19 protein-coding genes are annotated in these 21753 nt (G+C 63.5%); 10 read left to right on the forward strand and 9 right to left on the reverse strand.

The annotated features are described in order from the left end of the window. Genes sdhD through TMPK1_RS14495 form a run of 3 tightly spaced genes read left to right on the forward strand, consistent with a single transcriptional unit; the run spans nucleotide 1 to nucleotide 2986 of the window. Nucleotides 1–402, forward strand: a complete 402-nt coding sequence (sdhD, locus tag TMPK1_RS14485) for a succinate dehydrogenase, hydrophobic membrane anchor protein (RefSeq protein WP_420243773.1) — start codon at nucleotides 1–3, stop codon at nucleotides 400–402. Further along, a complete protein-coding gene (gene sdhA / locus TMPK1_RS14490; RefSeq protein ID WP_420243775.1) occupies nucleotides 402–2195 on the forward strand; it encodes a succinate dehydrogenase flavoprotein subunit in 1794 nt (597 codons plus the stop codon). Before sdhD ends, sdhA begins: the two co-directional genes overlap by 1 nt. A gap of 14 nt (nucleotides 2196–2209) precedes the next feature. Further along, on the forward strand, nucleotides 2210–2986 hold the full coding sequence (locus TMPK1_RS14495) for a succinate dehydrogenase iron-sulfur subunit (protein WP_420243776.1): 777 nt from the start codon (nucleotides 2210–2212) through the stop codon (nucleotides 2984–2986). Nucleotides 2987–3039: 53 nt separating this feature from the next. Here TMPK1_RS14495 and TMPK1_RS14500 read toward each other — a convergent pair whose 3' ends face one another. Next, nucleotides 3040–4308, reverse strand: coding sequence for an MFS transporter (locus tag TMPK1_RS14500; protein ID WP_420243778.1), 1269 nt, complete (start codon nucleotides 4306–4308; stop codon nucleotides 3040–3042). A gap of 525 nt (nucleotides 4309–4833) precedes the next feature. On the opposite strand from TMPK1_RS14500, the gene TMPK1_RS14505 reads away from it, so the two are divergent. The 3 genes from TMPK1_RS14505 (at nucleotide 4834) to TMPK1_RS14515 (ending at nucleotide 7650) form a co-directional block, all read left to right on the forward strand. Then, on the forward strand, nucleotides 4834–6249 hold the full coding sequence (locus tag TMPK1_RS14505) for a homospermidine synthase (RefSeq protein ID WP_420243779.1): 1416 nt from the start codon (nucleotides 4834–4836) through the stop codon (nucleotides 6247–6249). Then, nucleotides 6219–6938, forward strand: a complete 720-nt coding sequence (locus TMPK1_RS14510; protein WP_420243780.1) for an EI24 domain-containing protein — start codon at nucleotides 6219–6221, stop codon at nucleotides 6936–6938. Before TMPK1_RS14505 ends, TMPK1_RS14510 begins: the two co-directional genes overlap by 31 nt. A gap of 100 nt (nucleotides 6939–7038) precedes the next feature. Continuing rightward, complete coding sequence (locus tag TMPK1_RS14515) at nucleotides 7039–7650, forward strand: bactofilin family protein (RefSeq protein ID WP_420243781.1); 612 nt, start codon at nucleotides 7039–7041, stop codon at nucleotides 7648–7650. Nucleotides 7651–7891: 241 nt separating this feature from the next. On the opposite strand, the gene nth is transcribed toward TMPK1_RS14515, so the two are convergent. Then, nucleotides 7892–8596: an endonuclease III gene (nth, locus tag TMPK1_RS14520; protein ID WP_420243782.1), complete on the reverse strand. Its 705-nt coding sequence runs from the start codon at nucleotides 8594–8596 to the stop codon at nucleotides 7892–7894. A gap of 21 nt (nucleotides 8597–8617) precedes the next feature. On the opposite strand from nth, the gene TMPK1_RS14525 reads away from it, so the two are divergent. The 4 genes from TMPK1_RS14525 to TMPK1_RS14540 are packed head-to-tail and all read left to right on the forward strand — an operon-like array spanning nucleotide 8618 to nucleotide 11177. Continuing rightward, nucleotides 8618–9097, forward strand: a complete 480-nt coding sequence (locus TMPK1_RS14525; protein WP_420243784.1) for a DUF2244 domain-containing protein — start codon at nucleotides 8618–8620, stop codon at nucleotides 9095–9097. Continuing rightward, nucleotides 9094–10005 (forward strand): bifunctional transcriptional activator/DNA repair enzyme AdaA, encoded by a 912-nt coding sequence (locus tag TMPK1_RS14530; RefSeq protein ID WP_420243786.1) that lies wholly within the window; start codon nucleotides 9094–9096, stop codon nucleotides 10003–10005. Before TMPK1_RS14525 ends, TMPK1_RS14530 begins: the two co-directional genes overlap by 4 nt. Nucleotides 10006–10056: 51 nt before the next feature. Further along, nucleotides 10057–10725, forward strand: coding sequence for a hypothetical protein (locus TMPK1_RS14535; RefSeq protein WP_420243787.1), 669 nt, complete (start codon nucleotides 10057–10059; stop codon nucleotides 10723–10725). A 2-nt stretch (nucleotides 10726–10727) separates the two neighbouring features. Next, complete coding sequence (locus tag TMPK1_RS14540; RefSeq protein ID WP_420243789.1) at nucleotides 10728–11177, forward strand: OsmC family protein; 450 nt, start codon at nucleotides 10728–10730, stop codon at nucleotides 11175–11177. On the opposite strand, the gene TMPK1_RS14545 is transcribed toward TMPK1_RS14540, so the two are convergent. The 7 genes from TMPK1_RS14545 to TMPK1_RS14575 are packed head-to-tail and all read right to left on the reverse strand — an operon-like array spanning nucleotide 11178 to nucleotide 21600. Beyond that, complete coding sequence (locus tag TMPK1_RS14545) at nucleotides 11178–11486, reverse strand: hypothetical protein (protein WP_420243790.1); 309 nt, start codon at nucleotides 11484–11486, stop codon at nucleotides 11178–11180. It lies immediately after the preceding gene. After that, nucleotides 11483–12373, reverse strand: a complete 891-nt coding sequence (locus TMPK1_RS14550; RefSeq protein WP_420243792.1) for a DnaJ C-terminal domain-containing protein — start codon at nucleotides 12371–12373, stop codon at nucleotides 11483–11485. Before TMPK1_RS14550 ends, TMPK1_RS14545 begins: the two co-directional genes overlap by 4 nt. A gap of 56 nt (nucleotides 12374–12429) precedes the next feature. After that, on the reverse strand, nucleotides 12430–14829 hold the full coding sequence (locus TMPK1_RS14555; RefSeq protein ID WP_420243793.1) for an FtsX-like permease family protein: 2400 nt from the start codon (nucleotides 14827–14829) through the stop codon (nucleotides 12430–12432). Between the two features lie 18 nt (nucleotides 14830–14847). Further along, entirely contained in the window at nucleotides 14848–17256 is a 2409-nt protein-coding gene (locus TMPK1_RS14560; protein WP_420243794.1) for an ABC transporter permease, read from the reverse strand. Between the two features lie 18 nt (nucleotides 17257–17274). Continuing rightward, a complete protein-coding gene (locus TMPK1_RS14565) occupies nucleotides 17275–19650 on the reverse strand; it encodes an FtsX-like permease family protein (RefSeq protein ID WP_420243796.1) in 2376 nt (791 codons plus the stop codon). Between the two features lies 1 nt (nucleotide 19651). After that, nucleotides 19652–20329 carry an ABC transporter ATP-binding protein gene (locus TMPK1_RS14570; RefSeq protein WP_420243798.1) on the reverse strand — a complete coding sequence of 226 codons (678 nt, stop codon included), beginning with the start codon at nucleotides 20327–20329 and terminating at the stop codon, nucleotides 19652–19654. Nucleotides 20330–20343: 14 nt separating this feature from the next. Further along, on the reverse strand, nucleotides 20344–21600 hold the full coding sequence (locus TMPK1_RS14575; protein WP_420243799.1) for an efflux RND transporter periplasmic adaptor subunit: 1257 nt from the start codon (nucleotides 21598–21600) through the stop codon (nucleotides 20344–20346). Nucleotides 21601–21753 lie beyond the last annotated feature (153 nt).

Raw genomic sequence — 21753 nt, forward strand, 5'->3', positions numbered from 1 at the left:
ATGTCGTCGTCGCGCATTCGCTCCTACGCAGCACCGCTCGCTCGCGCGCGTGGTCTGGGCTCCGCCAAAGAAGGCGTCGAACATTGGTGGCTGCAGCGCCTCACCGCGCTGGCGCTGGTGGTTCTGACCTTGTGGTTCGTGTGGGTCGTCGTGCGCCTGTCGCACGCCACGCACGACCAGGCGTTGGCCTTCGTCGCGCAGCCTTGCAACACGGTGCTGTTGATCCTGACCTCAGTGACGTCGTTCTGGCACGCCGCGCTGGGTTTGCAGGTCGTGTACGAAGACTATATCGGCCATGAAGGCGCGCGCCTCGGCGCGATCGTTCTCACCAAATTCGCCGCGGTGGTGTTGATCGCCGCGACTTGCATCGCGGTGCTGCGCATCGCTTTCGGAGTCGTCTGATGTCGACTGCTTATCCGATCATCGAACACGAATACGACGTCGTCATCGTCGGTGCCGGCGGTGCCGGCCTGCGCGCTGCGGTCGGCATGGTCGAACGCGGTTTGAAGACCGCCGTGATTACCAAAGTGTTCCCGACGCGCAGCCACACGGTCGCAGCGCAAGGCGGCATCTCGGCTGCGCTCGGCAATATGGGCGACGACGATTGGCGCTGGCACATGTACGACACCGTCAAAGGGTCGGACTGGCTCGGCGACCAGGACGCGATCGAATATATGTGTCGCGAGGCGATCCCCGCGATCATCGAGCTGGAACATTACGGCGTTCCGTTCAGCCGCACCGAAGCGGGCAAGATCTATCAGCGCGCCTTTGGCGGCATGACGACCAAGTACGGTGAAGGCACCGCCTATCGCACCTGCGCCGCGGCCGACCGTACCGGTCACGCGATGCTGCACACGCTGTATCAGCAGGCGTTGAAGCATCAGGCCGAATTTTTCATCGAGTATTTCGCGCTCGATCTGGTGATGGACGACGAGGGCGGTTGCCGCGGCGTCATGGCGTGGAATCTCGACGATGGTTCGATCCATCGTTTCCGCGCGCATCAGACCGTGTTGGCGACGGGCGGCTATGGCCGCGCCTATTTCAGCGCGACCTCGGCCCATACCTGCACCGGCGACGGCGGCGGCATGGTGTTGCGCGCAGGCCTGCCGCTGCAGGACATGGAATTCGTGCAGTTCCATCCGACCGGCATTTACGGCGCCGGCTGTCTGATCACCGAAGGCGTGCGCGGTGAAGGCGGCTATCTCACCAATTCAAACGGCGAGCGCTTCATGGAGCGCTACGCGCCGAGCGCGAAAGACCTCGCCAGCCGCGACGTCGTCTCGCGTTCGATGACGGTTGAGATTCGCGAAGGCCGCGGCGTCGGCCCGCACAAAGATCACATCCATCTGCATATCGAACATATCGATCCGGCGATCATCCATCAGCGCCTGCCCGGCATTTCCGAGACTGCAAAAGTCTTCGCCGGCGTCGACGTGACCAAGGAACCGATCCCGGTGCAGCCGACCGTCCACTACAATATGGGCGGCATCCCAACCAACTTCCGCACCGAAGTGCTGAATCCCAGCGACACCGACAAGGATCGTGTCGTGCCGGGTCTGATGGCGGTCGGCGAAGCCGCTTGCGTGTCGGTGCACGGCGCCAACCGTCTTGGTTCGAATTCGCTGCTCGATCTCGTCGTGTTCGGTCGCGCAGCCGCAATCCGCGCCGCCGAAGTGGTCGAAGCCGGTGCGTCGCATCGTTCGGTGCCGCAGTCGGAAACCGATCGCGCGCTGTCGCATTTCGATCGCTGGCGCAACGCGAAGGGTTCGCTGCCGACCTCGAAAGTGCGCCTCGAAATGCAGAAGGTGATGCAGACCGACGTCGCCGTGTTCCGCACCGGTGAATCGCTCGAAGCCGGCAAGAAGGGCATGGAGCAGGTCTGGTCCAAGCGCGGCGACATCAACGTGTCGGATCGTTCGATGATCTGGAATTCAGATCTGGTCGAAACGCTGGAACTCGACAATCTGATGGCGCAGGCGGTTGCGACCGTGCATTCGGCGTTGAACCGCAAGGAAAGCCGCGGCGCCCATGCGCGCGAAGATTTCCCGGATCGCGACGACGTCAATTGGATGAAGCACTCGACCGTGTGGGTCGACGTGGAGAAAGGCACGACGCGCCTCGGCGATCGTCCGGTGCATCTCAACACGCTGACCAACGAAGTGCAGACCTTCCCGCCGAAAAAGCGCGTCTACTAAAAGGCTGACAGAACATGGCCGAATTCACGCTTCCCAAAAACTCGAAGATCCGCACGGGCAAAACGCACCCGAAGCCGGCCACTTCGAAGAAGCCAAAGACGTTCAAGATCTATCGTTGGTCCCCCGACGATGGGCAGACGCCTAGCATCGACACGTACGAGATCGATCTCGCCAATTGCGGCCCGATGGTTCTCGACGCGCTGCTGCACATCAAGAACGACATCGACCAGACGCTGACCTTGCGTCGTTCGTGCCGTGAAGGCATTTGCGGTTCCTGCGCGATGAATATCGACGGCATGAACACGCTGGCCTGCACCAAGGCGATCGACGAGATCGACGGCGACGTGAAGATCAATCCGTTGCCGCACATGCCGGTGATCAAGGATCTGATCCCCGACCTGACGCATGTCTATGCGCAGCTCACTTCGATCGAGCCGTGGATGAAGACGCAGTCGTCGCCGCCGTCGCGCGAACGTCTGCAAAGCCCGGAAGAGCGCGCCAAGCTCGACGGTCTCTATGAATGCATCCTGTGCTTCTGCTGCTCGACCTCGTGTCCGAGCTATTGGTGGTCGGGCGATCGCTATCTCGGTCCTGCGATTTTGCTGCAGGCCTATCGCTGGATTGCCGACAGCCGTGACGAAGCGACCGGCGAACGTCTCGACAATCTCGAAGATCCGTTCCGCCTCTATCGCTGCCACACGATCATGAACTGCACGACGACGTGCCCGAAGGGGTTGAACCCCGCCAAGGCGATCGCCGAAATCAAAAAGCTGATGGTGGTTCGCCGCTAAGGCGCAGCATCGAAAGAAAGAAAAAGGCGGCCGAACGGCCGCCTTTTTTGTTGTTACCGCGTGGGCGCGGTTTCGACGATGGTTTGTACGCGCAGCGACGCGGCGCGTTTTTCGACGAAGCGTTCGACTGCCCAGATCAACGGCGGCACGACCAGGATCAACGCGATCGCGGCGGTCGCGATCGGCGGCATGCCGCCCAACGCACCGCCCGGCAATTCGATCAGCACTGCTGACGCCACGAACGCCGCGCACGAGCTCGACAGCGCCTGCACCGACGAGGTCATCGACATGAAACGCGCGCGTTCGGGTGCGTCGGGCACTTTCGACGTCACGGTTGACACGACGACGAAGCGCGATGCGTTGGCGCCCATGAAGAGCGGGAACAGCACGTAGAGCGACACTGGAAGATTGGTGGCGAGAAACACCGCCCAGATCGCGAAGATGTTCACGATCGCTGCTGTCAACGCGATGGCCGTGCCGCCAAACCGATCGACGCCGATGCCGGCATAGCGCGTGACGAAAAAGCCGACGACGCCGCCCAGCATGTACAGCACGCCGATCTGTTCGCGCGGGAAGCCGCGATTGAACTGAATCCAGGCGCTGAAATTCGGGATCAGCATAAAGCCGGTGATCATCGCCAACCCGACCAGCAACATCGCGATGCGCGCCATCGGCTTGGACAGAAGCCGACCAAAATCAGCAAGACTGACCGCACGCGAAGCTGCGTCGCCGGTCTGCAAATGCGCGCGCTGCGGCGGCATCGCCCACACGACCAGCATCGCAACCACGGCGCCGAACGTGGCGACGGCAAAGAACGGCATGCGCCAGCCGCCGAGCGTTGCCAGTTCGAGCGCGAGCGGAATGCCAATCGTGCTCGCCACAGCGAAGGACGCGCTGACCATACCCATCGCGCGACCGCGCCGTTGCGGCGGTACGGAGTCAGCAATGATGGCGAGCGCGATTGCGGTCGCAGGGCCGCCGAAAAATCCCGCAAGGATGCGCGCGCCCAGCATGGTCGGCAGATCGACCGCAAAACCGCCCAGCGCGGTTGCAATCACCAACCCGCCGATTGCGACCGCCAACGCCTGGCGCCGGTCAAACCGGTCGAGCAACACGGCACCGATCAGGCCGGCGATGAATCCGGCTGCCGTATAGGCGCCGCCAACATAACCAAGATGCGACGTCGGGATGCCCAACGCCGTCGCGAAGTCCGGCCCAAGCGGCAGCACCATCATGAAATCGAGCACGTTGACGAGCTGAACGGCGGCAACGAGGAGCGTGATCCGACGCTCGACTGGCGTCAGTTGGGAAGCAGCGGACAAGAAGAGAGACCTCGAAGAAGGCGGCGCACGGAACGGCGCACCGAGCGGGGATGAACTTACACGTCGGACGGCGAGAACAAGGGGGCCGCAAAGAACAAGGGCCGCCCTCCGGTGTACGGAAGACGGCCCCTCGGTGCGAGGCATGCCCCGCGTGGTTCGGCGCTGTTCGCGCCTCCCGGGGACGATCCCCGGTTCAGTTCGGCCGGGTTAACCGGTCAGGAACTGCAACGCTGTGAATCCCAGCGCGCCGACAACAGCGACGCCGAGCATGTAATACAGCGTGTTCTTGCTTGCCATCGACGTTCCTCCCCAATCTTGCGCCGGCTCTTTTTGCTTGTTTGGCCGACCTGTGCGACAGCCTGCCGCACTGCGACGTTCTAACGCGATTCAGACGGCCAGGGCAAGCGCCGTATTTGGCCTGTCCGCCATTTGCACGCCCCGCAAAGCTTGACGATCCCCGTCCGTATCCTGTTTTTGCGGCTCCGCCTTTTTCCGTTTCCGTCCAGCCCTTTTTGAGGTCCGTCCGTGGCACACGAACAGATCAAGCACGCCGCTTTGGCCGGCCGTCTCGTCATCGTCGGTTTTGGCTCAATCGGTCAGGGCGTGCTGCCGCTGATCCTGCGCCATATCGATGTGGCGCCCGATCGCATCACGATCATCACGGCCGAACCGAAAGGGTCGGAAGAAGCGGCCAATTACGGCATCAAGTTCGTGCAGAAACCGCTGACGCGCGAAAATTATCGCGACGTGCTGCGACCGTTGCTGAGCGCGGGCGATTTTCTGCTGAATCTGTCGGTCGAAGTGTCGTCGGTTGCGCTGGTCGAATACGCACGCGAAGTCGGCGCGCTGTATCTCGACACTTGCATCGAGCCGTGGCCGGGCGGCTACACCGATCCCAACCTGACCCAGGCACAACGCACCAACTACGCGCTGCGCGCGGCGGCGCTGGAGCTGAAAAAGCCGGATGCACCGACTGCGGTGCTGACGCACGGCGCCAATCCGGGTCTGGTCTCGCATCTCGTCAAAGAAGCGCTGCTGAACATCGCGCGCGACACGGGCGTTGACGCGACGACGCCGAAAGATCGCGCCGGTTGGGCTGCGCTTGCGCACAAGTTGAACATCAAAGTGATTCACGTCGCCGAGCGCGACACGCAGGTTGCAAGCGTGCCGAAGCAGGCTGGCGAGTTCGTCAACACCTGGTCGATCGACGGCTTCGTCAGCGAAGGTTGCCAGCCCGCCGAACTTGGTTGGGGCAGCCACGAAAAAGCACTGCCGCCCGACGGCCGCATGCACGAACAAGGTTGCAAGGCCGCGATCTATTTGATGCGCCCGGGCGCATCGACGCGCGTGCGCACCTGGACGCCGAACGAAGGTCCGTTCCACGGTTTCCTGATCACGCACAGCGAAGCGATCTCGATCGCCGATTACTACACGGTCGGCGACGCCGCGAAGCCGCAATACCGGCCGACGGTGCATTACGCCTATCACCCGTGCGACGACGCGGTGAAATCGGTGCACGAGCTGGCGGGCAAGAACTGGAAACAACAAGCGACGCAACGTTTGTTGATGGACGAGATCGTGTCGGGCACGGACGAGCTGGGCGTGCTGCTCGCCGGTCATGCCAAGAACGCCTATTGGTACGGTTCGCAGCTCAGCGTCGAACAAGCGCGCGAGCTGGCGCCGTACAACAATGCGACGTCGCTGCAGGTGACCGTCGCGGTTTTGGCAGGTTTGGTCTGGGCGCTGGAAAATCCGCGCCGCGGCGTCGTCGAAGCCGACGAGATGGATCACGAACGCTGCATGGCGATCATGCGCCCGTATCTCGGACGCGTGGTGGGCGTCTACGCAGACTGGACACCGCTGCAAGATCGCGAAACGCTGTTCCCCGAAGACGTCGACCACACCGATCCGTGGCAGTTCAAAAACGTGCGAGTGACCTGACCATCTTCGCGTTCGAAGCTTTCAGCCGCGCCTTCGGACAGCTCGGCGATCCAAAAATCCGCGGCGCGTTCTTCAAGAGCGTGTTCGCAACGCTGCTGTTTGTCGTCCTGGTTTGGGCCGGCGCCGGCGGCGTGCTGAGCCAGACGCACTTCTACGAGACGTCGTGGCTGGATTGGTTGGCGCGCGGCTTTGCCTTCGTCGGCACGATCGGTCTCAGCCTGCTGCTGTTTTCGACCATCGTTCTGACCGTTGCCGGGTTTCTGCTCGACGACGTGCTCGAAGCGGTCGAACGGCGCTGGTATCCCGACATGCCGCATCCGCGCGACCAGTCGTGGTTCGAGATTCTGTCGACCGGACTTGGCTTCGCGCTGAAAGCGTTGGCGCTGAACCTGCTGGTGCTGCCGCTGTATCTGCTGCTGCCCGGCCTCAACATCGTCGTGTTTCTGATCGTCAATGGCTGGCTGATCGGGCGCGAATATTTCCAGATGGTCGCGGTGCGCCATGAGACGCCGGCTGCTGCACGGCGACGGTTGAACGACGCGCCTTTTACCGCCTTCGTGGCGGGCGTTGGCATCGCCGCGATGTCCTACATTCCGCTGTTGAACCTGCTGGCGCCGATCGTCGGCGCGGCGGCGATGTCGCACGTCTATCACCGCGCCCGTCTTGCGAGTGAAGGCGCGCCTCGCTAGGACGAGATCGTCGCTGTCACAGCGATGCAAATCTCAACGTGGGGCTTCGCGGCAGAATCGACGCCGGCACCGCAGCAACAACGAATTTCGAGGCGACGCTATGTTCGGACGTAAGCCCACCGACACGCCCACGACTCCGCCGATGCCGGCGCAGCAGCCTGCCGCTGCCGCACCGATGCGGCCTGCGGCACCCGCCGCTGCTGCTTCGGCGACGCCGCTGCGGCCCGAACCGCCCAAGCCTGCGCCGATGGGTGCAGCGCCCCGCCCTGCGGCGCCGATCGCCGCTGCTTCGGCACGCCCCGGCACCGCGCCGGCGCTCGCCACCGATACGACTCCGCGCAAGCTGACGGTCGGCCGCGACATCTCGCTGTCGGGTGAGATCGCTGCCTGCGATCACCTGGTCGTCGAAGGCACGGTCGATGCGACCCTGCGCGAAGGCCAGCGGATCGAGATCACCGACACCGGCCTGTTCCGCGGCAAGGTTGAGATCAGCGAAGCCGACATCGCCGGCCGCTTTGAAGGCGAGCTGACCGTGCGCGGTCGTCTGCGCGTGCGGTCGAGCGGTCGCATCGACGGCAAGATTCAGTATGGCGAGTTGGAAGTCGAAGCCGGCGGCCATCTCGAAGGTACCGTCTCGGGCCTGGCGCGTCCGCGCCCGGCCGCAGCACCGCAGCGCGCCGAAGGCCAATCGACGCTCGACGTGCAGAACTAAGATGCTGGTGCGGGCGGTGACGCTCGCGCGTTTTTCCGCGAAACGACTACCGTTTCGCGGAAGAATAACGCGCAAACAAAAGACGAGAGAGCGATTTGCCGGTGCGTTGCACCGACAAATCGCTCTAGCTCTGCTGTTGGTGTTGGTTGCGGCGTGTCAAACGCCGCCACCCCAACCGCAGGCAGTCGAAGAGCCGCCCGTTCCTGCGCACAAACCAAAGCTGCCAGGCCGATAAGAAAGTTCAGCGCCGCTTCACCGCGGCGCTTTTCTTTTGTGCGGTCTTCTTCGCGGTTCCGATCAGCACATCGCCCGGTCCCGGCGTCTTGTCCTTGAACGCGCACAGATCGCGCACGACGCAGGTCGGGCACAACGGCTTGCGCGCAATGCAGGTGTAGCGGCCGTGCAGAATCAGCCAGTGATGCGCGTGCTGCATGAACTCGGCCGGGATCACGCGCACCAGCTTCAGCTCGACGTCCAATGGCGTTTTTCCGGGTGCGAGACCGGTGCGGTTCGACACGCGAAACACATGCGTGTCGACCGCCATGGTCGGTTCGCCGAAGGCAACGTTCAGCACCACGTTTGCGGTCTTGCGTCCAACGCCGGGCAGGCTTTCCAGCACCTCACGATCGCGCGGCACTTGTCCGCCATGATCGCGCACCAGGATTTCCGACAGCGCGATCACGTTCTTGGCCTTGGTGTTGAACAGGCCGATCGTCTTGATGAACTCCTTCAAGCCCGCTTCGCCCAACGCCACCATCTGCGCCGGCGTGCGCACTTTCTTGAACAACGGCCCGGTCGCGCGATTGACGCCCGCATCGGTCGCCTGCGCCGACAACACGACCGCGACCAGCAGCGTGTAGGAATCGAGATATTCGAGTTCCGATTTCGGCGCAGGATTGCGTGCCCGCAGCCGGGCGAAAAATTCTGCGACTTGAGCGCGGTTCATGCCGGTGCATATCGTACCGGCATGGCAACCGTCGACAGCACTGTCTTCTTCGAGATGCGGCTTGTGCCGCATCGCTCGCTGTCGCGTCGCGGCTTTCACCTTTTGCTCGGCGCGCTGGGCGGCCTGTCGCTGACGGTCGGCACGATTTTCTGGGTCGCCGGCGCGTGGCCGGTGATCGGCTTTATGGGGCTCGACGTGTTGCTGCTGTGGGCGGCGCTGCGCGTGTCTTACGCCCGCGCCAGAGCCTACGAGCAGGTACGGCTGACCGACGACCGGTTGATCGTCGAGCGCGTCGCCGCCAACGGCGCGACGCGGCGGTGGGATTTGCCACCGACCTGGCTGCAGGTCGAGCTGGCGGACCCGGTGCGCCACGACAGTCCGGTCCGGCTGCGCACCCATGGCAAAGCGCTGGATATCGGCTTGCTGCTGGCGCCCGAGCCGCGCCGCCATTTCGCACGCAGCCTGCGCCAGGCGCTGGCCGACTGGCGTACCCGCTCGTGAGCAAGAAACGGGTCGAACCGGACGGGTCGAAGACCGATCTTCCGCCCATGCAGACCGACGCTCTTTACGACGACACATCGCTTGCACCGGTGGCCGACGCGATCGCGCGCATGGTGGCCACGCCCGAAGATCCGCCATCGCTCGAAACGCTGGCGGCCGAGCTTGGCTATTCGCCATTCCACTTTCAGCGCTTGTTCAAACGCGGCGTCGGCGTCAGCCCGAAACGCTTCGCGCAGGCGCTGCGTCTGGGTCCGGCACGCAAGCTGCTGACCCAGGGGGAAACGCCGGTGTTGGATGCATCGCTGGATGTCGGCATGTCGGGCCCGAGCCGGCTGCACGATCTGTTCGTCACCTGCGATGCGGTAACGCCTGGCGATGTGCGTCGTCGCGGCCGTGGCCTCGACATTCGCTGGGGCGTGCATGCGTCGCCGTTCGGCCGCGTGCTGCTGGCGCAGACGCCGATCGGCGTGTGCTGGCTTTCGTTCGGCAGCGACGACACGATCAAGTCGATGTTCGGCGAGCTGCACGAAACCTATCCCGAAGCCAATTTCGTGCGCGACGATGCAGCGACCGAAAAAACCGCCACGTCGATCTTCGGCGCCGATCAGGCGCGCATCTCGCTCGACCTGCATGGCACCAACTTCCAGATCAAAGTCTGGCAAGCGCTGCTTGCGATTCCCTACGGCACCACTGTGTCGTACGGCGAGATCGCGGCGCGCGTCGGTAACAAAGCGGCCAGTCGCGCGGTCGGCAGCGCGGTCGGTGCCAATCCGATTTCGCTTCTGATTCCCTGCCACCGCGTGATTCAGTCGAGCGGCGTCGTGCACAATTACCGTTGGGGCGTACCGACCAAGCGCGCATTGTTGGCGTGGGAACGTGCCCATTTGGACACGGCCGACGCCGCCTAGCCGACGCTGCGTTTCTGGCGCAGCTTCGCGTCTCCAACGATGGAGACACGAATGCGCGCGGGATTATTGCTTGCCGGTGTGCTCATCAGCCTGAACGCCAGCGCCGCACCCGGCATCTGGACGTCGACTCTCACAACGACCAACGACACCGAGGCGGTGAACATCACCGTGTCGCCCGGCAAGCTCGACGGCAAAGCGGGCTTGAATGTCAGCCGTGCGCCGGGCACGTCGGGTCTGTTGCGGTTGAAAGCAGCGCCGGATTTTCGCGACGGCACGATCGAGCTCGACATTGCCGGCGGGTTGCGACCCGACGCTTCACCAACTGCGCGTGCGTTCATCGGCGTGTCGTTTCGCGTTTCGCCGGACGCGTCACATTTCGAAACCATCTATCTGCGCCCGACCAACGGCCGCGCCGACGATCAGGTCCGCCGCAACCACACGACGCAGTACATCTCGACGCCCGATTTTGATTTCGACCGGCTGCGCAAAGAATCGCCCGAGAAGTACGAATCCTATGTCGATCTGCTGCCCGATCACTGGACCCACATGAAGATCGAGATCAAAGGCGCCGAGGCGCGGCTGTTCGTTGACGGAGCGAAACAGCCATGCCTGGTCGTCACCGACCTCAAGCTGGGCGCCGATGCGCATGGCGGCATCGCCGTCTGGGTCGGCCCCGGCACGAATGGGTATGTGCGCGACGTGAAGGTGCGGTATCGATAGGCATGGCCTCAGAACATCACGTTGGATTTTTCTGGTCGCGCGGCGACGCAGCTTTCACGCCAGGCACCTACCCGCAAAACTACGTGCTGCAATTTCCCGGCGGACTCGACGTCGACGGCAGTCCGGCGCCGGAATTCGGCGGCAGCGAAGCGGGCGTCGATCCGGAACAGGCGCTGGTGGCCGCCTTGTCGTCGTGCCATGCGCTGACATTTCTTGCGCTGGCAGCGAAACGTCGCTTCACCGTCGAAACCTACCAGGACGATGCGACCTGCAGCATCGGCAAGCGCGAAGATGGCAAATCCTGGGTCGATGTCGTCTGGCTGCGCCCGCGCGTCGTGTTCGCGCAACCGATCGAAGACGACGTGCTGCGCCAGCTGCACGAGCAAGCGCATCGCTACTGCTTCATCGCCAATTCGGTAAAGAGCGACGTGCGGATCGAACCGCAAATCTAGTTAGTCGTCGTTGAGTTGCGCGCGGATCGCGGCCCGCACCGGTTCGGGCTGGGCGGCGACCGCGTTCAGCAAATTGCGCAAGCGACGGCGCGTGTCATAGAGATCGTCGAGCAGCGACAGAACCAACGGGATCGTGTCGTCTTCGACCGCCATCTCGTTGCGCAGTTCGACGATCAGGCGCACGCGCGCCACGTCGATCTCGTCGAACTGATCGTTCTCGGGCCGCACCCAACCTTGCGCAATGAAGTTCTCGAGCTGGCGCCGGTCGAGACCGCGCACTTGTTCGAGCACCATTTCGATCGCAATCAAGCAGCACCCGCCGCGACGCGCCAGCTTTCGAGAAATTTGGCCAGCTCGGGATCGGCTGGGTCTTCGATCACGATGCGCAGCCGCACATATTGATCGCCGCGCGCGCCGTCACGATCGGGCACGCCCTTTCCTTTTAGCCGCAGCACCGCCCCGGTATTCGAACGCGGCGGGACTTTCAGCTTCACCGTTCCGTCCAAGGTCGGCGTTTCGACTTCGCCGCCGAGGATCGCAACGCGCAGCCCGATATCGAGATCGAGATGCAGATCGTCGCCTTCACGGCGTAGTCGCGGGTGCGGACGCACGGTGATTTCGATCAGCGCATCGCCGGCCGGCCCGGCATTGGCACCCGGCTCGCCTTTGCCTTTGAGGCGCAGCACCGTGCCCGAAATCGTGCCGGGCGGAACGCGCACGTCGAGCGGCGCGCTGGTGCCCGGCAAGGTCATGCGCTTGGTCGTGCCCAGCGCCGCTTCGGCAAAATCGAGATCGAGCATGTACTGCACGTCGCTGCCGCGGCGATGAAACGCCGCGCGCGTGCGCGCGCTGAAACCGCCGCCGCCGAACAGTTCGGATAGATCGTCGAAATCAAATCCACCGCCGCCATGCGCGCTGTAGCGCTGGCCCTGCGCGCCCTCGCCATAGGCGCGATAGCCACGCGGCGCCTGCTCGGTGCCGGCAGCGTCGATTTCGCCGCGGTCGTAGCGCGCGCGCTTGTCTGGATCGCTGAGCAGATCGTTGGCCGCAGACGCATCTTTGAACCGCGCCTCGGCAGCCTTGTCCCCCGGATGCAGATCCGGGTGATTGGCTTTTGCCAGCTTGCGATACGCGGCGCGGATCTGGTCCGCAGTCGCGTTCTTCGCAACGCCGAGTACTTGGTAGGGATCGCGCATCTTTTCCGCCGGGAGGGAAACGTCCCAGCGTCATATGGGATCCCGACTAGCGCCGTCTACTCGTACCTTAATGCGTAGGACGGGCGGGCCCGGCCAACCGCAAGCGCGTGGCCGATCACCACCGTCCAGGCCAGGACCAGCGTGCCCGCGCCAGCGGCCAGGAACGGCCAGATATCGATCGGAATGCGATCGGCAAAGGCCGACAACCAACGCTGCACGACCCACAACGCCACCGGCCAGGCCAGCAAATTGGCGACGATCACCGGCCGCGTCAGCTGCATCACCAGCAGTTTCACCACGTCAGCCGTCGACGCGCCCATCGCTTTGCGGATACCGATTTCCTTGGTGCGGCGTTGCGCCGTGTAGGCCGCAAGCCCGAACAGGCCGAGGCTCCCGATCAGAACCGCAACCAGCGCGAAGCTGGTCAGCACGTCGGCTTCGTTCTGCGTCGAACGCCACATATGTTCGACACGCGCGTCGGCGAATTGGCGCTGGATCGGATAGGACGGCGCCACGTCGTTCCAAATCCGTTCGATCGCATCGATCCCTTCGCGCAAATGTCCGCCCGGAACACGCACTGTGATGTAGCGGAACCGGTTTGGGCGATCGACGAAGACAGTCGGCCCCATCGATTCCTGCACTGTGTGCAACGGGAAATCTTCGACCACGCCAATGATCTCGATCGGGAGATCGGTGGGATCGCCGCTGCCGCCAATGGTGCGCCCCACCGCATCGCGCGGATTTGCAAAGCCGAACAGCTTGGCCGCACTGGTGCTGATAACGGCAGTATCGAGCTTGTCCTCCTGGGTGTCGCGCGCATCGTCGAGATTGCGGCCGGCCAATAGTTTCAGCCCGTGCACCGGAAAGAAGTTCTGATCGATGCGCACCACCGAAAACGTCGTGCGCTGGCCCGGCACAATGTCATCGCGTGTGGACAGCGTCTGTTTGGTGTCGCCTTGGACCAAGGACGAGCCGGTCGCCCCGCGCAACAGCGGTTCGTCGGCAAGACGCCGCAGAATCAACTGACGCGTCGCCGTGTCGGGCAAGCGCTGCAGGTCGTTCAGCACCACCAGCGGATCGCCCGCAATCCGCGTTAAATTCACGGCCCGCGCATGTTCGGTCTGGCGCTGCAGAAAGATCGTCAACACGATCAGTGCGATCGAGGTTGCGAATTGCAGCATCACCATCGCTTGCCGCACAAAGTTCGACCCGTCGCCGCTCCGCCCCGCCGCGTTGAGCGCCGCAATCGGCGTCATGCGCGACAGCAACAGCGCCGGATATAGACCGGCCGCGACGCCGACCAACAGGCCGCTGAGAACGATCCCTGCCGCCAGCAGCGGCTCGCGCTGCACAGAAAATTCCAACCGTTCGCCGAGCAAGTTCGACATGGTCGGAAGCAACAGCTCGATCGCAACGAACGCGATCAGCAACGCGACGATGGCAAGCAACATCGGTTCGACGAGCAGCTGCAATGTCAGCGTCGCGCGCGATGCGCCGAGCGCTTTTCGCACACCGATCTCGCGCGTGCGGCGTGTCGCGCGTGCGGTGGCAAGATTGACGAAGTTCACGCGGGCGATGCCCAAGGTCAGAATGCCGATCAGACCCAGCGCGGCCAGCGACGTGCGATCGCGCGTTTGCCCGTAGACGATGCCCAGCAGATGCGCATCGCGAATCTTGACGATTTCGAAGTGGTGCCGCACGCCCGAGGTTTCATCGTCGGGATATTTCGCGGTTTCAAGTTGGCGCAAAACGGGCGACAGATCCGCATGCGTCGTGCCCGGCAAAAGCCGCACCAACGTATAGGCGTTGAGATCCCACCATTGCGTCGAAGATTTGCCGGCGCTGAGAAACGAGAAGGCAGATTGCGCGGCAACATATGCGCCCTGCTTGAACAAGGAGTTGTCCGGCAGATCGTCAATCAGTCCGGTCACGCGTCCGGTGCCGTCCTGCAGCTCGATGGTGCGCCCCATCGGATCTTGCGACCCGAAATACTTCGTCGCCAGCGCGCGCGTCAGCACGATCGAATTGGGTTCGTCCAGCGCATGTGCCGGGTCGCCGGCAAGAAACGGAACTGTGATGACACGAAAAAAGTTGGGATCAGCCGTACCGACATTCTCGACGGCGCGGCGGTCGCCCACCGCCATCACGACGGTTTCCTGCAGATAGCGCGCTGTCGTGATCCGGTCGCCGAGCGCCGCGTCGAGTTCTTCGCGCAGACTGCTGGGCGTGTTCAGCGTGTGAAACCCCTTCGCGGTCGGCAATCGGATATCGGTCGCGATGCCGCGCACGGAATCGGGATCTTGCAGGAACGGTTCCCACTTCAATTCGAACTGCAGCCACAGCGCGATGAAGATCGCAGCGGTGAATGCAACCGCCAGACCGGCGAGCGTGATGCCGGCATAGAACCGATCCTTCCACAGCACGCGAAGACTGATCTTGAGTAGACTTCTCCACATGCCTTCGGCCTGACGCGATCATTCGTAGCGCAGCGCATAGGACGGGCGGGCCCGGCCAACCGCAAGCGCGTGGCCGATCACCACCGTCCAAGCCAAAACCAACGTGCCTGCGCCAGCGGCCAGGAACGGCCAGATGTCGATCGGAATGCGATCGGCAAAGGCCGACAACCAACGCTGCACGATCCACAACGCCACCGGCCACGCCAACAGATTGGCGACGATCACCGGCCGCGTCAGCTGCATCACCAGCAGTTTCACCACGTCGGTGGTCGACGCGCCCATCGCTTTGCGGATGCCGATTTCCTTGGTGCGGCGTTCGGCGGTGTAAGCCGACAGGCCGAGCAGACCTAAGCAACCGATCAACACCGCTACCAAGGCGAAGGTGGTCAACACGTCGGCCTCGCGTTGCGTCGCTGTCCAAACGCGGTCGAGCCTGACATCGGCAAACTGACGCTGGATGGGATAGATCGGCGCCAGATCTTTCCAGATCCGGTCGATCGCCGCGACGCCGTCACGCAGATGCGCGCCTGGCACACGGACGGTGATGAAACGAAACCAGCCGGGCGCGTCGAAGAACACGGTCGGCCCCATCGAATCCTGGGCGGAGTGCAGCGGAAAGTCTTCGACGACGCCGATTACATCGAGCGGTCGGTCGCTGGGATCGCCATTGGAACCGCCGACGGATTGGCCAACGATATCCCGCACGTTCGGAAAGCCGAAGGCGCGCGCGGCGCTGGCGCTGATGATCGCGACGTCGCGCGCAGGCGGGTTGTCCGGATCGACCTGATCGCGCGTATCGTCAAACACACGACCGGCCAGAAGCCGCAGCCCATGCACAGCGAAGTAGCTCTGGTCGATGCGAACGACCGAATAGGTGATGCGTTGGCCCGGCACCAAGTCGTCGCGCGTCGAGAGTGACTGCTTGTCGTCGCCCTGGGCGAGGGAAGATCCCGTTGCACCGCGCAGCGCCGGCTCGCTTGCCAGCCGCTCGATCATCAGCTTGCGCTGCGACAATGGCAGACGATCGAGATCCTCCAGGATCACCAACGGATCGCCCGCAATACGAGTCAGGTTCGCGTCGCGTGCATGTTCGGTTTGTCGCTGGATGAAGATGGTCAGGACGATCAGCCCGATCGATGCCGCGAATTGCATCACCACCAGCACCTGGCGCACCAAACTTGACCCGCCGCCGCTGCGGCCAGCAGCGCGAAGCGCCGCAACCGGCGTCAGCCGCGACAGGATCAGCGCCGGGTAGAAACCTGCACCGACGCCGACCGCGAGCCCGCACAACAACATGCCAAGCGTCAAAATCGGCTCGCGCCAATAGGCGAATTCGAGCCGCGTTCCGAGCAGCCCGGAGACGGCTGGAAGCGTTACCTCCACCGCGACGAAAGCAACCAGCAAAGATGCGGCCGCGAGCAGGACCGGCTCGGCCAACAGCTGTACGATCAGCAGCGCGCGCGAGGCACCGAGCGCCTTGCGCACACCGACCTCGCGTGTGCGCCGGGTTGCACGCGCGGTTGCAAGATTGATGAAGTTGATGCCGGCGATTGCCAGGATCAACAAACCGACCATGCCCAGCGCGCCAAGCGACGTGCGACTGCGCGTCTGCCCGTACAGCACACCCTCGAGATGCACGGCTCGCAGCTTGTGCGATTCGAAGATGTGACGAACGCCGGATGACGCGTCGTCCGGGTATTTGACTTTCGCGATTGCGCCGAGCGGCGCTTGCAAATCCGCGTCGGTCGTGCCGGGGCGAAGTCGCAGCAGCGTATACGCATTGAGATCTTCCCAGCGCGTGCTTGCAACAGACCGGGACATATAGCTTCCCGCCGTTTCAGCGCTGACGAACATTGCGCGCCGGAAAAGGGAGTTGTCGGGCATGTCGTCGATCAGCCCAGTGACTTTTCCGGTCGCTTGATTCTGCAACTCGAGCGTACGGCCCATCGGATCTTCGTCGCCGAAGAATTTCTTTGCAGCGCTGCGCGTCAGAACGATTGCGTTCGGCTCGTCGAGCGCATGCGCCGGGTCGCCGGCGAGGAACGGAATCGTGACGATGCGAAAGAAGTTCGGATCGGCGGCGCCGACCCGTTCGACGCTGCGGCGGTCGCCGGATCCGACGATCAACCTGCCGTCCTGGTAGCGCGCAGAGATGATGCGATCACCGAGCGCCGCGTCGAGTTCTTCGCGCAGCAGGTTGGGGCCGTTGATGCTGTGGAAGCCTTTCGCCGACGGAAGTTGGATATCCAGCGCAATGACACGGACGGCGTCGGGATTTTCCAGAAACGGTTCCCAGGTCAGTTCGAACCGCAGCCACAGCGCGATGAAGATCGCGGCGGTGAAGGCGACGGCTAGACCGACCAGATTGATCGCGGCGTAGAAACGGTCCTTCCACAACACGCGCAAACCGGTCGTGAGCAGGTTCATCCACATGGCAGCGTTCCGTTATTCGTACCGAAGAGCAAAAGCGGGGCGGGCGCGCGCAACCGCAAGCGCGTGTCCGCTGACCACCGTCCAAGCCAGCAGCAACGTGCCCACGCTGGCGACAAGAAATGGCCAGGGTTCGATCGGCACGCGATCGGCGAAGCCAGCCAGCCAGCGCTGCACCAGCCACAATGCAACCGGCCAGGCGAGCAGATTGGCGACGATCACCGGCCGGGTAAGCTGCAGCACCAGCAGCTTCACGACGTCGGCGGTCGATGCACCCATCGCTTTGCGGATGCCGATTTCTTTGGTGCGCCGCTCGGCGGTGTACGCCGCAAGGCCGAGCAGGCCCAGACAGCCGATCAACACTGCAACCAGCGCGAAGCCGGTCAGCACGTCGGCTTCGCGTTGCGTCGCGCGCCAGATGCGCGCCAGACGTTCGTCGGCGAATTCGCGCACGATCGGATAGGTCGGCGCCGCGTCGCGCCAAATCCGGTCGATCGCCTGCAAGGCCGGCCGGATGCTGCTGCCGGGGACGCGCACGATCGCGTAGCGGAAGATCGTCGGGTCATGGAAGAACACCAACGGCCCGACATTCTCGCGCGCCGACTGCAGCGGAAAATCAGGTACGACACCGATGATGGTGAGGCGGCTCTCCGCGCTGCCAAAGCTGCGCCCGATCGCGTCTTGCGGATTGACGAAGCCAAACAGCTTGGACGCGGTCGCATTCAGGATGACGTCGTTCTGTCCTTCGTCACGGCCCGCTTCGAGATTGCGCCCGGCCAGCAACGGAAATTGGTGCAGCGGAAAGAAACGCGGATCGACCGAGACGAGCTGAAAGCTCACCTGCTGACCCGGCCGTATGTCGTCGCGCGTGTCGTTGTTGCGCGCCGTGTCGGCCTGCGCCGTCGACGCGGCGGTTGCGCCACGCAACGCCGGCTCTGCATTCAAGCGCTCGATCATCGTCTTGCGGGTTGAATCATCGAGCCGCGCGAGATTGTTGATCATCACCAGCGGATCGCCGCCGATCTGCGTGAAATTCACGTCGCGCGCATGTTCCGCTTGCTGCTGGATGAAGATCGTCACCACGATCAGCCCAATCGACGCGGCGAATTGCGCCACCACCAGCGCCTGGCGCAGACGCGACGAGCCGCCACCGCTACGACCGGCGGCGCGCAGCGCTTCAACCGGCGACAGGCGCGACAAGATCAGCGCGGGATAGAGGCCAGCCAGCAACCCGACCAGCAGCGCGACAAAGGTCGCAAGCAGAACCAGCGTCCAGTCCCGCCCGTAAGAAAACACCAGCACCGCGCCCAGCACGTCGGACAAAAACGGCAGCGCCGTTTCGACCAGCACGAAGGCTAGCAACAGCCCTGCCAAGGTCAGCAGGAACGGCTCGGTCAGAAGCTGCAGCGTGATGGCGCGGCGCGTTGCGCCGAGCGATTTGCGCACGCCGACTTCGCGCGTGCGGCGTGCGGCGCGCGCGGTGGCGAGATTGACGAAGTTGACGCCCGCGATCGCGATGATCAGCACCGCAACAATGGCTAGCGTGACCAGCGACGTCTTGCCCGATGCGCGCCCGTCGACGACATGCACGAAATGCGCGTCGCGCAGCGCGACGATGTCGAATGTGTGCGAGCTGTTGCCGGTCTTGTCTTCAGGATATTTCTGGTCGGTCAGCCGATCCAGCTCGCGCCGTATGTCGGCCTCGGTGGCGCCCTGCAGCCGGATCAGTTCATAGGCGTTGAAGTTGCTCCAGCGTCCGATCTTTTCATTCGCCTGGATCGAACTGACCGGCGACAGCGACGCGGCGAAGGCGGTCTTGCGAAACATCGTATTGCCGGGCGGATCGGCGATCACGCCGGTCACACGCGCGGTGGCGCGGTTCTGCAGCTCGATCGTTTCGCCCAGCGGCGACTTGGCGCCGAAGAATTTGATCGCCGCGCTTTCGCTGAGCACGATCGAGTCGGGCGCGTCGAGCGCATGGGCCGGATCGCCAGCGAGGAATTGCATCGTGACGATGCGAAAGAATTCGGGATCGACGAAGCCGACTTTTTCGTTGCTGCGCCGGTCGCCGACCGACAACACCACATCCTGGTCGGAGAAGCGCGCGACGAGCGCACGATCGCCGAGCGCGGTCTGGAACTCGGCGCGCATCATCACCGGGTTGCTCAGCGTGTCGAACCCGCGATTCTGCGGCAGCCGCACATGCGCCAGGATCAACCGCGTCTGCTCCGGCTGCTGCAGGAACGGTTCCCAATTCAGCTCGTAGCGAATCCACAAAGCGATCAGCAACGTCGCCGCAAACGCAACCGCCAGGCCGACGAGATTGATCGCGGCGTAGAGCCGGTCTTTCCACAGGACGCGCAGTCCCGTCGTCAGCAGGTTGCGGACCATCTCAACCGTTCCGGGTTTCGGCGACGACACGTCCGTCGAGCAGCGACACGGTGCGCTTGGCATAGGCGGCGTGATCGGGCGAGTGGGTCACCATCACGACGGTGCGACCGGCGCGATTGAGTTCGCCCAGCAGTGCCATCACATCGTCGCCGTTCTTGGTGTCGAGATTGCCGGTCGGTTCGTCGGCCAGGATCAGTTTCGGGTCGCTGGCGATGGCGCGCGCGATCGCGACGCGTTGCTGCTGTCCGCCCGACAGTTGCTGCGGACGGTGGCGCGCACGATGCGCCATGCCGACCCGCGACAGAGCGTCGGCAACGCGCTGCTTGCGGTTGCTGCGGCCGTTGCTGCCATAGAGCAACGACACTTCGACATTCTCTTCGACCGTCAGCTCGTCGATCAGATTGAAGCTTTGAAAAACAAAGCCGATCGAGTCAGCGCGCAGCCGCGCCAGCTTGCGTTCGCCTGCATCGCTGACTTCTTCGCCGAACGCGACCATGCGGCCGCCGTCAGGTTTGTCGAGCAGACCCAGAATGTTCAGCAAGGTCGACTTGCCGCAACCGCTTGGTCCCATAATGGCGACGAATTCGCCGGGATCGATGGCGAGCGACAGATCGGCAAGCGCCGTCGTTTCGACTTCATCGGTCCGGTACGACTTGGTGACGTTTTCGAGGCGGATCATGTGCTGTTTCCCTCTTAGCGCAGGTCGATGCGCGTCTTGTCTTTGAACGAGCTGTAGTCAGAGACGACGACCTTCTCGTCGGGCTTCAACCCGTCGAGCACTTCGATCGTGTCGGAGCTGCGGCGGCCGAGGCGCACCGGACGACGTTCGGCGTACGAACCGTCGGCACTGACGACGAACACCGATGCGCCGCCGCTTTCTTCGAGGAAGGCGCCGCTCTGTAGCACCAGCGCCGGTTCGGCAGCACCGAGTGCCAGCTTGCCCTGCAAGGTTTGTCCCGGGCGCAGATCGGTGCCGGCATCGATCGCGAGATCGACGACGACGCGTCCGTTCTTCACTTCGGGATAGACTTTGGTGACGGTCAGTTTGCGTTGCTTGCCCGCGACGACCATCGACGCAACCTGTCCCGCGCGCACGCGGCTGACATAGTATTCGTCGAAATCAGCCTGCAGCTTGTAGCCGCCTTCGCGACTGACCTGGCCGAGACGTTGTCCGCCCGGTTTGGTTTCGCCCGGCTTTGCATCGAGCGCGGTCAACTGGCCGCTCATCGGCGCGCGCACGATCAGACCGTCGAGTTTGGAGCGCGCGACCTTCAATCCGTCTTCCATCTTGCCCAGCTGGTCGGCGCGCTTGCCGTCTTCTTCCAGCTTCCAGGCGTCGAACTTGGCGATGCTTTCGTTGGTGCGGGCGCGGATCTTTTCCCAATAGACCAGCTCGTCCGCGACCTGTTCGTTGACTTCGGCCGAGACATACCCCTGCGCATGCAAGGTCGCTTTGCGCGCACCTTCCTGCCGCAGCTTTTTGATGTGCCATTCCGCTTCGGCAACGGTGCGGATGTTGTTGAGCTGATTCAGCTCGACCGAGCGGCGTGAATCGAAGATCGCGTTGATCTGCTGGATCACCAGCGCTTCGCGCTGAATGACGTCGAGCTGCAACGCAGTGTTCGACAATTCCAGAATCGGCTGGCCTTCTTTGACCTGCTCGCCCGCTTCGACCAGCACGCGCTCAACACGGCCGCCTTCGACAGCGTCGAGAAACACGGTCTCCAACGGCACGACAGAGCCGCGCAACGGGATCGCATCTTCGAAGGTCGCCTGGCGCACGGTCGCGATTGCCACACCGTCGCCGCGCACCGTGATCGACGGCGGCGCGGTTGCCAGACGCACGCTGAGCACTACCAGCGCAATGGCGGCCACGCCAAGCCCGGCCCAACGGAGATGCGATTTGCGCCAGCGCTTGCGCGTGATCGGACGATCCATCGAGAGCGTCATGTCGATTCCTTCAACCGCCCGTAGGTCTGGGCCAAGGTGTCGAGCAGCGTGTTGGCGCGGCGGGTCGAAGTCATGTCGCGGTCTCCGCAAGGGGTGTGCCGCGGAGAAATCCGCAGAAATTCTGGGGTTGTCCACCGATCGCTGTTCGGTTTC

The sequence above is a fragment of the Roseiterribacter gracilis genome (genome assembly GCA_018332375.1).
Classification (GTDB): Bacteria; Pseudomonadota; Alphaproteobacteria; order BOG-932; family Roseiterribacteraceae; genus Roseiterribacter; species Roseiterribacter gracilis.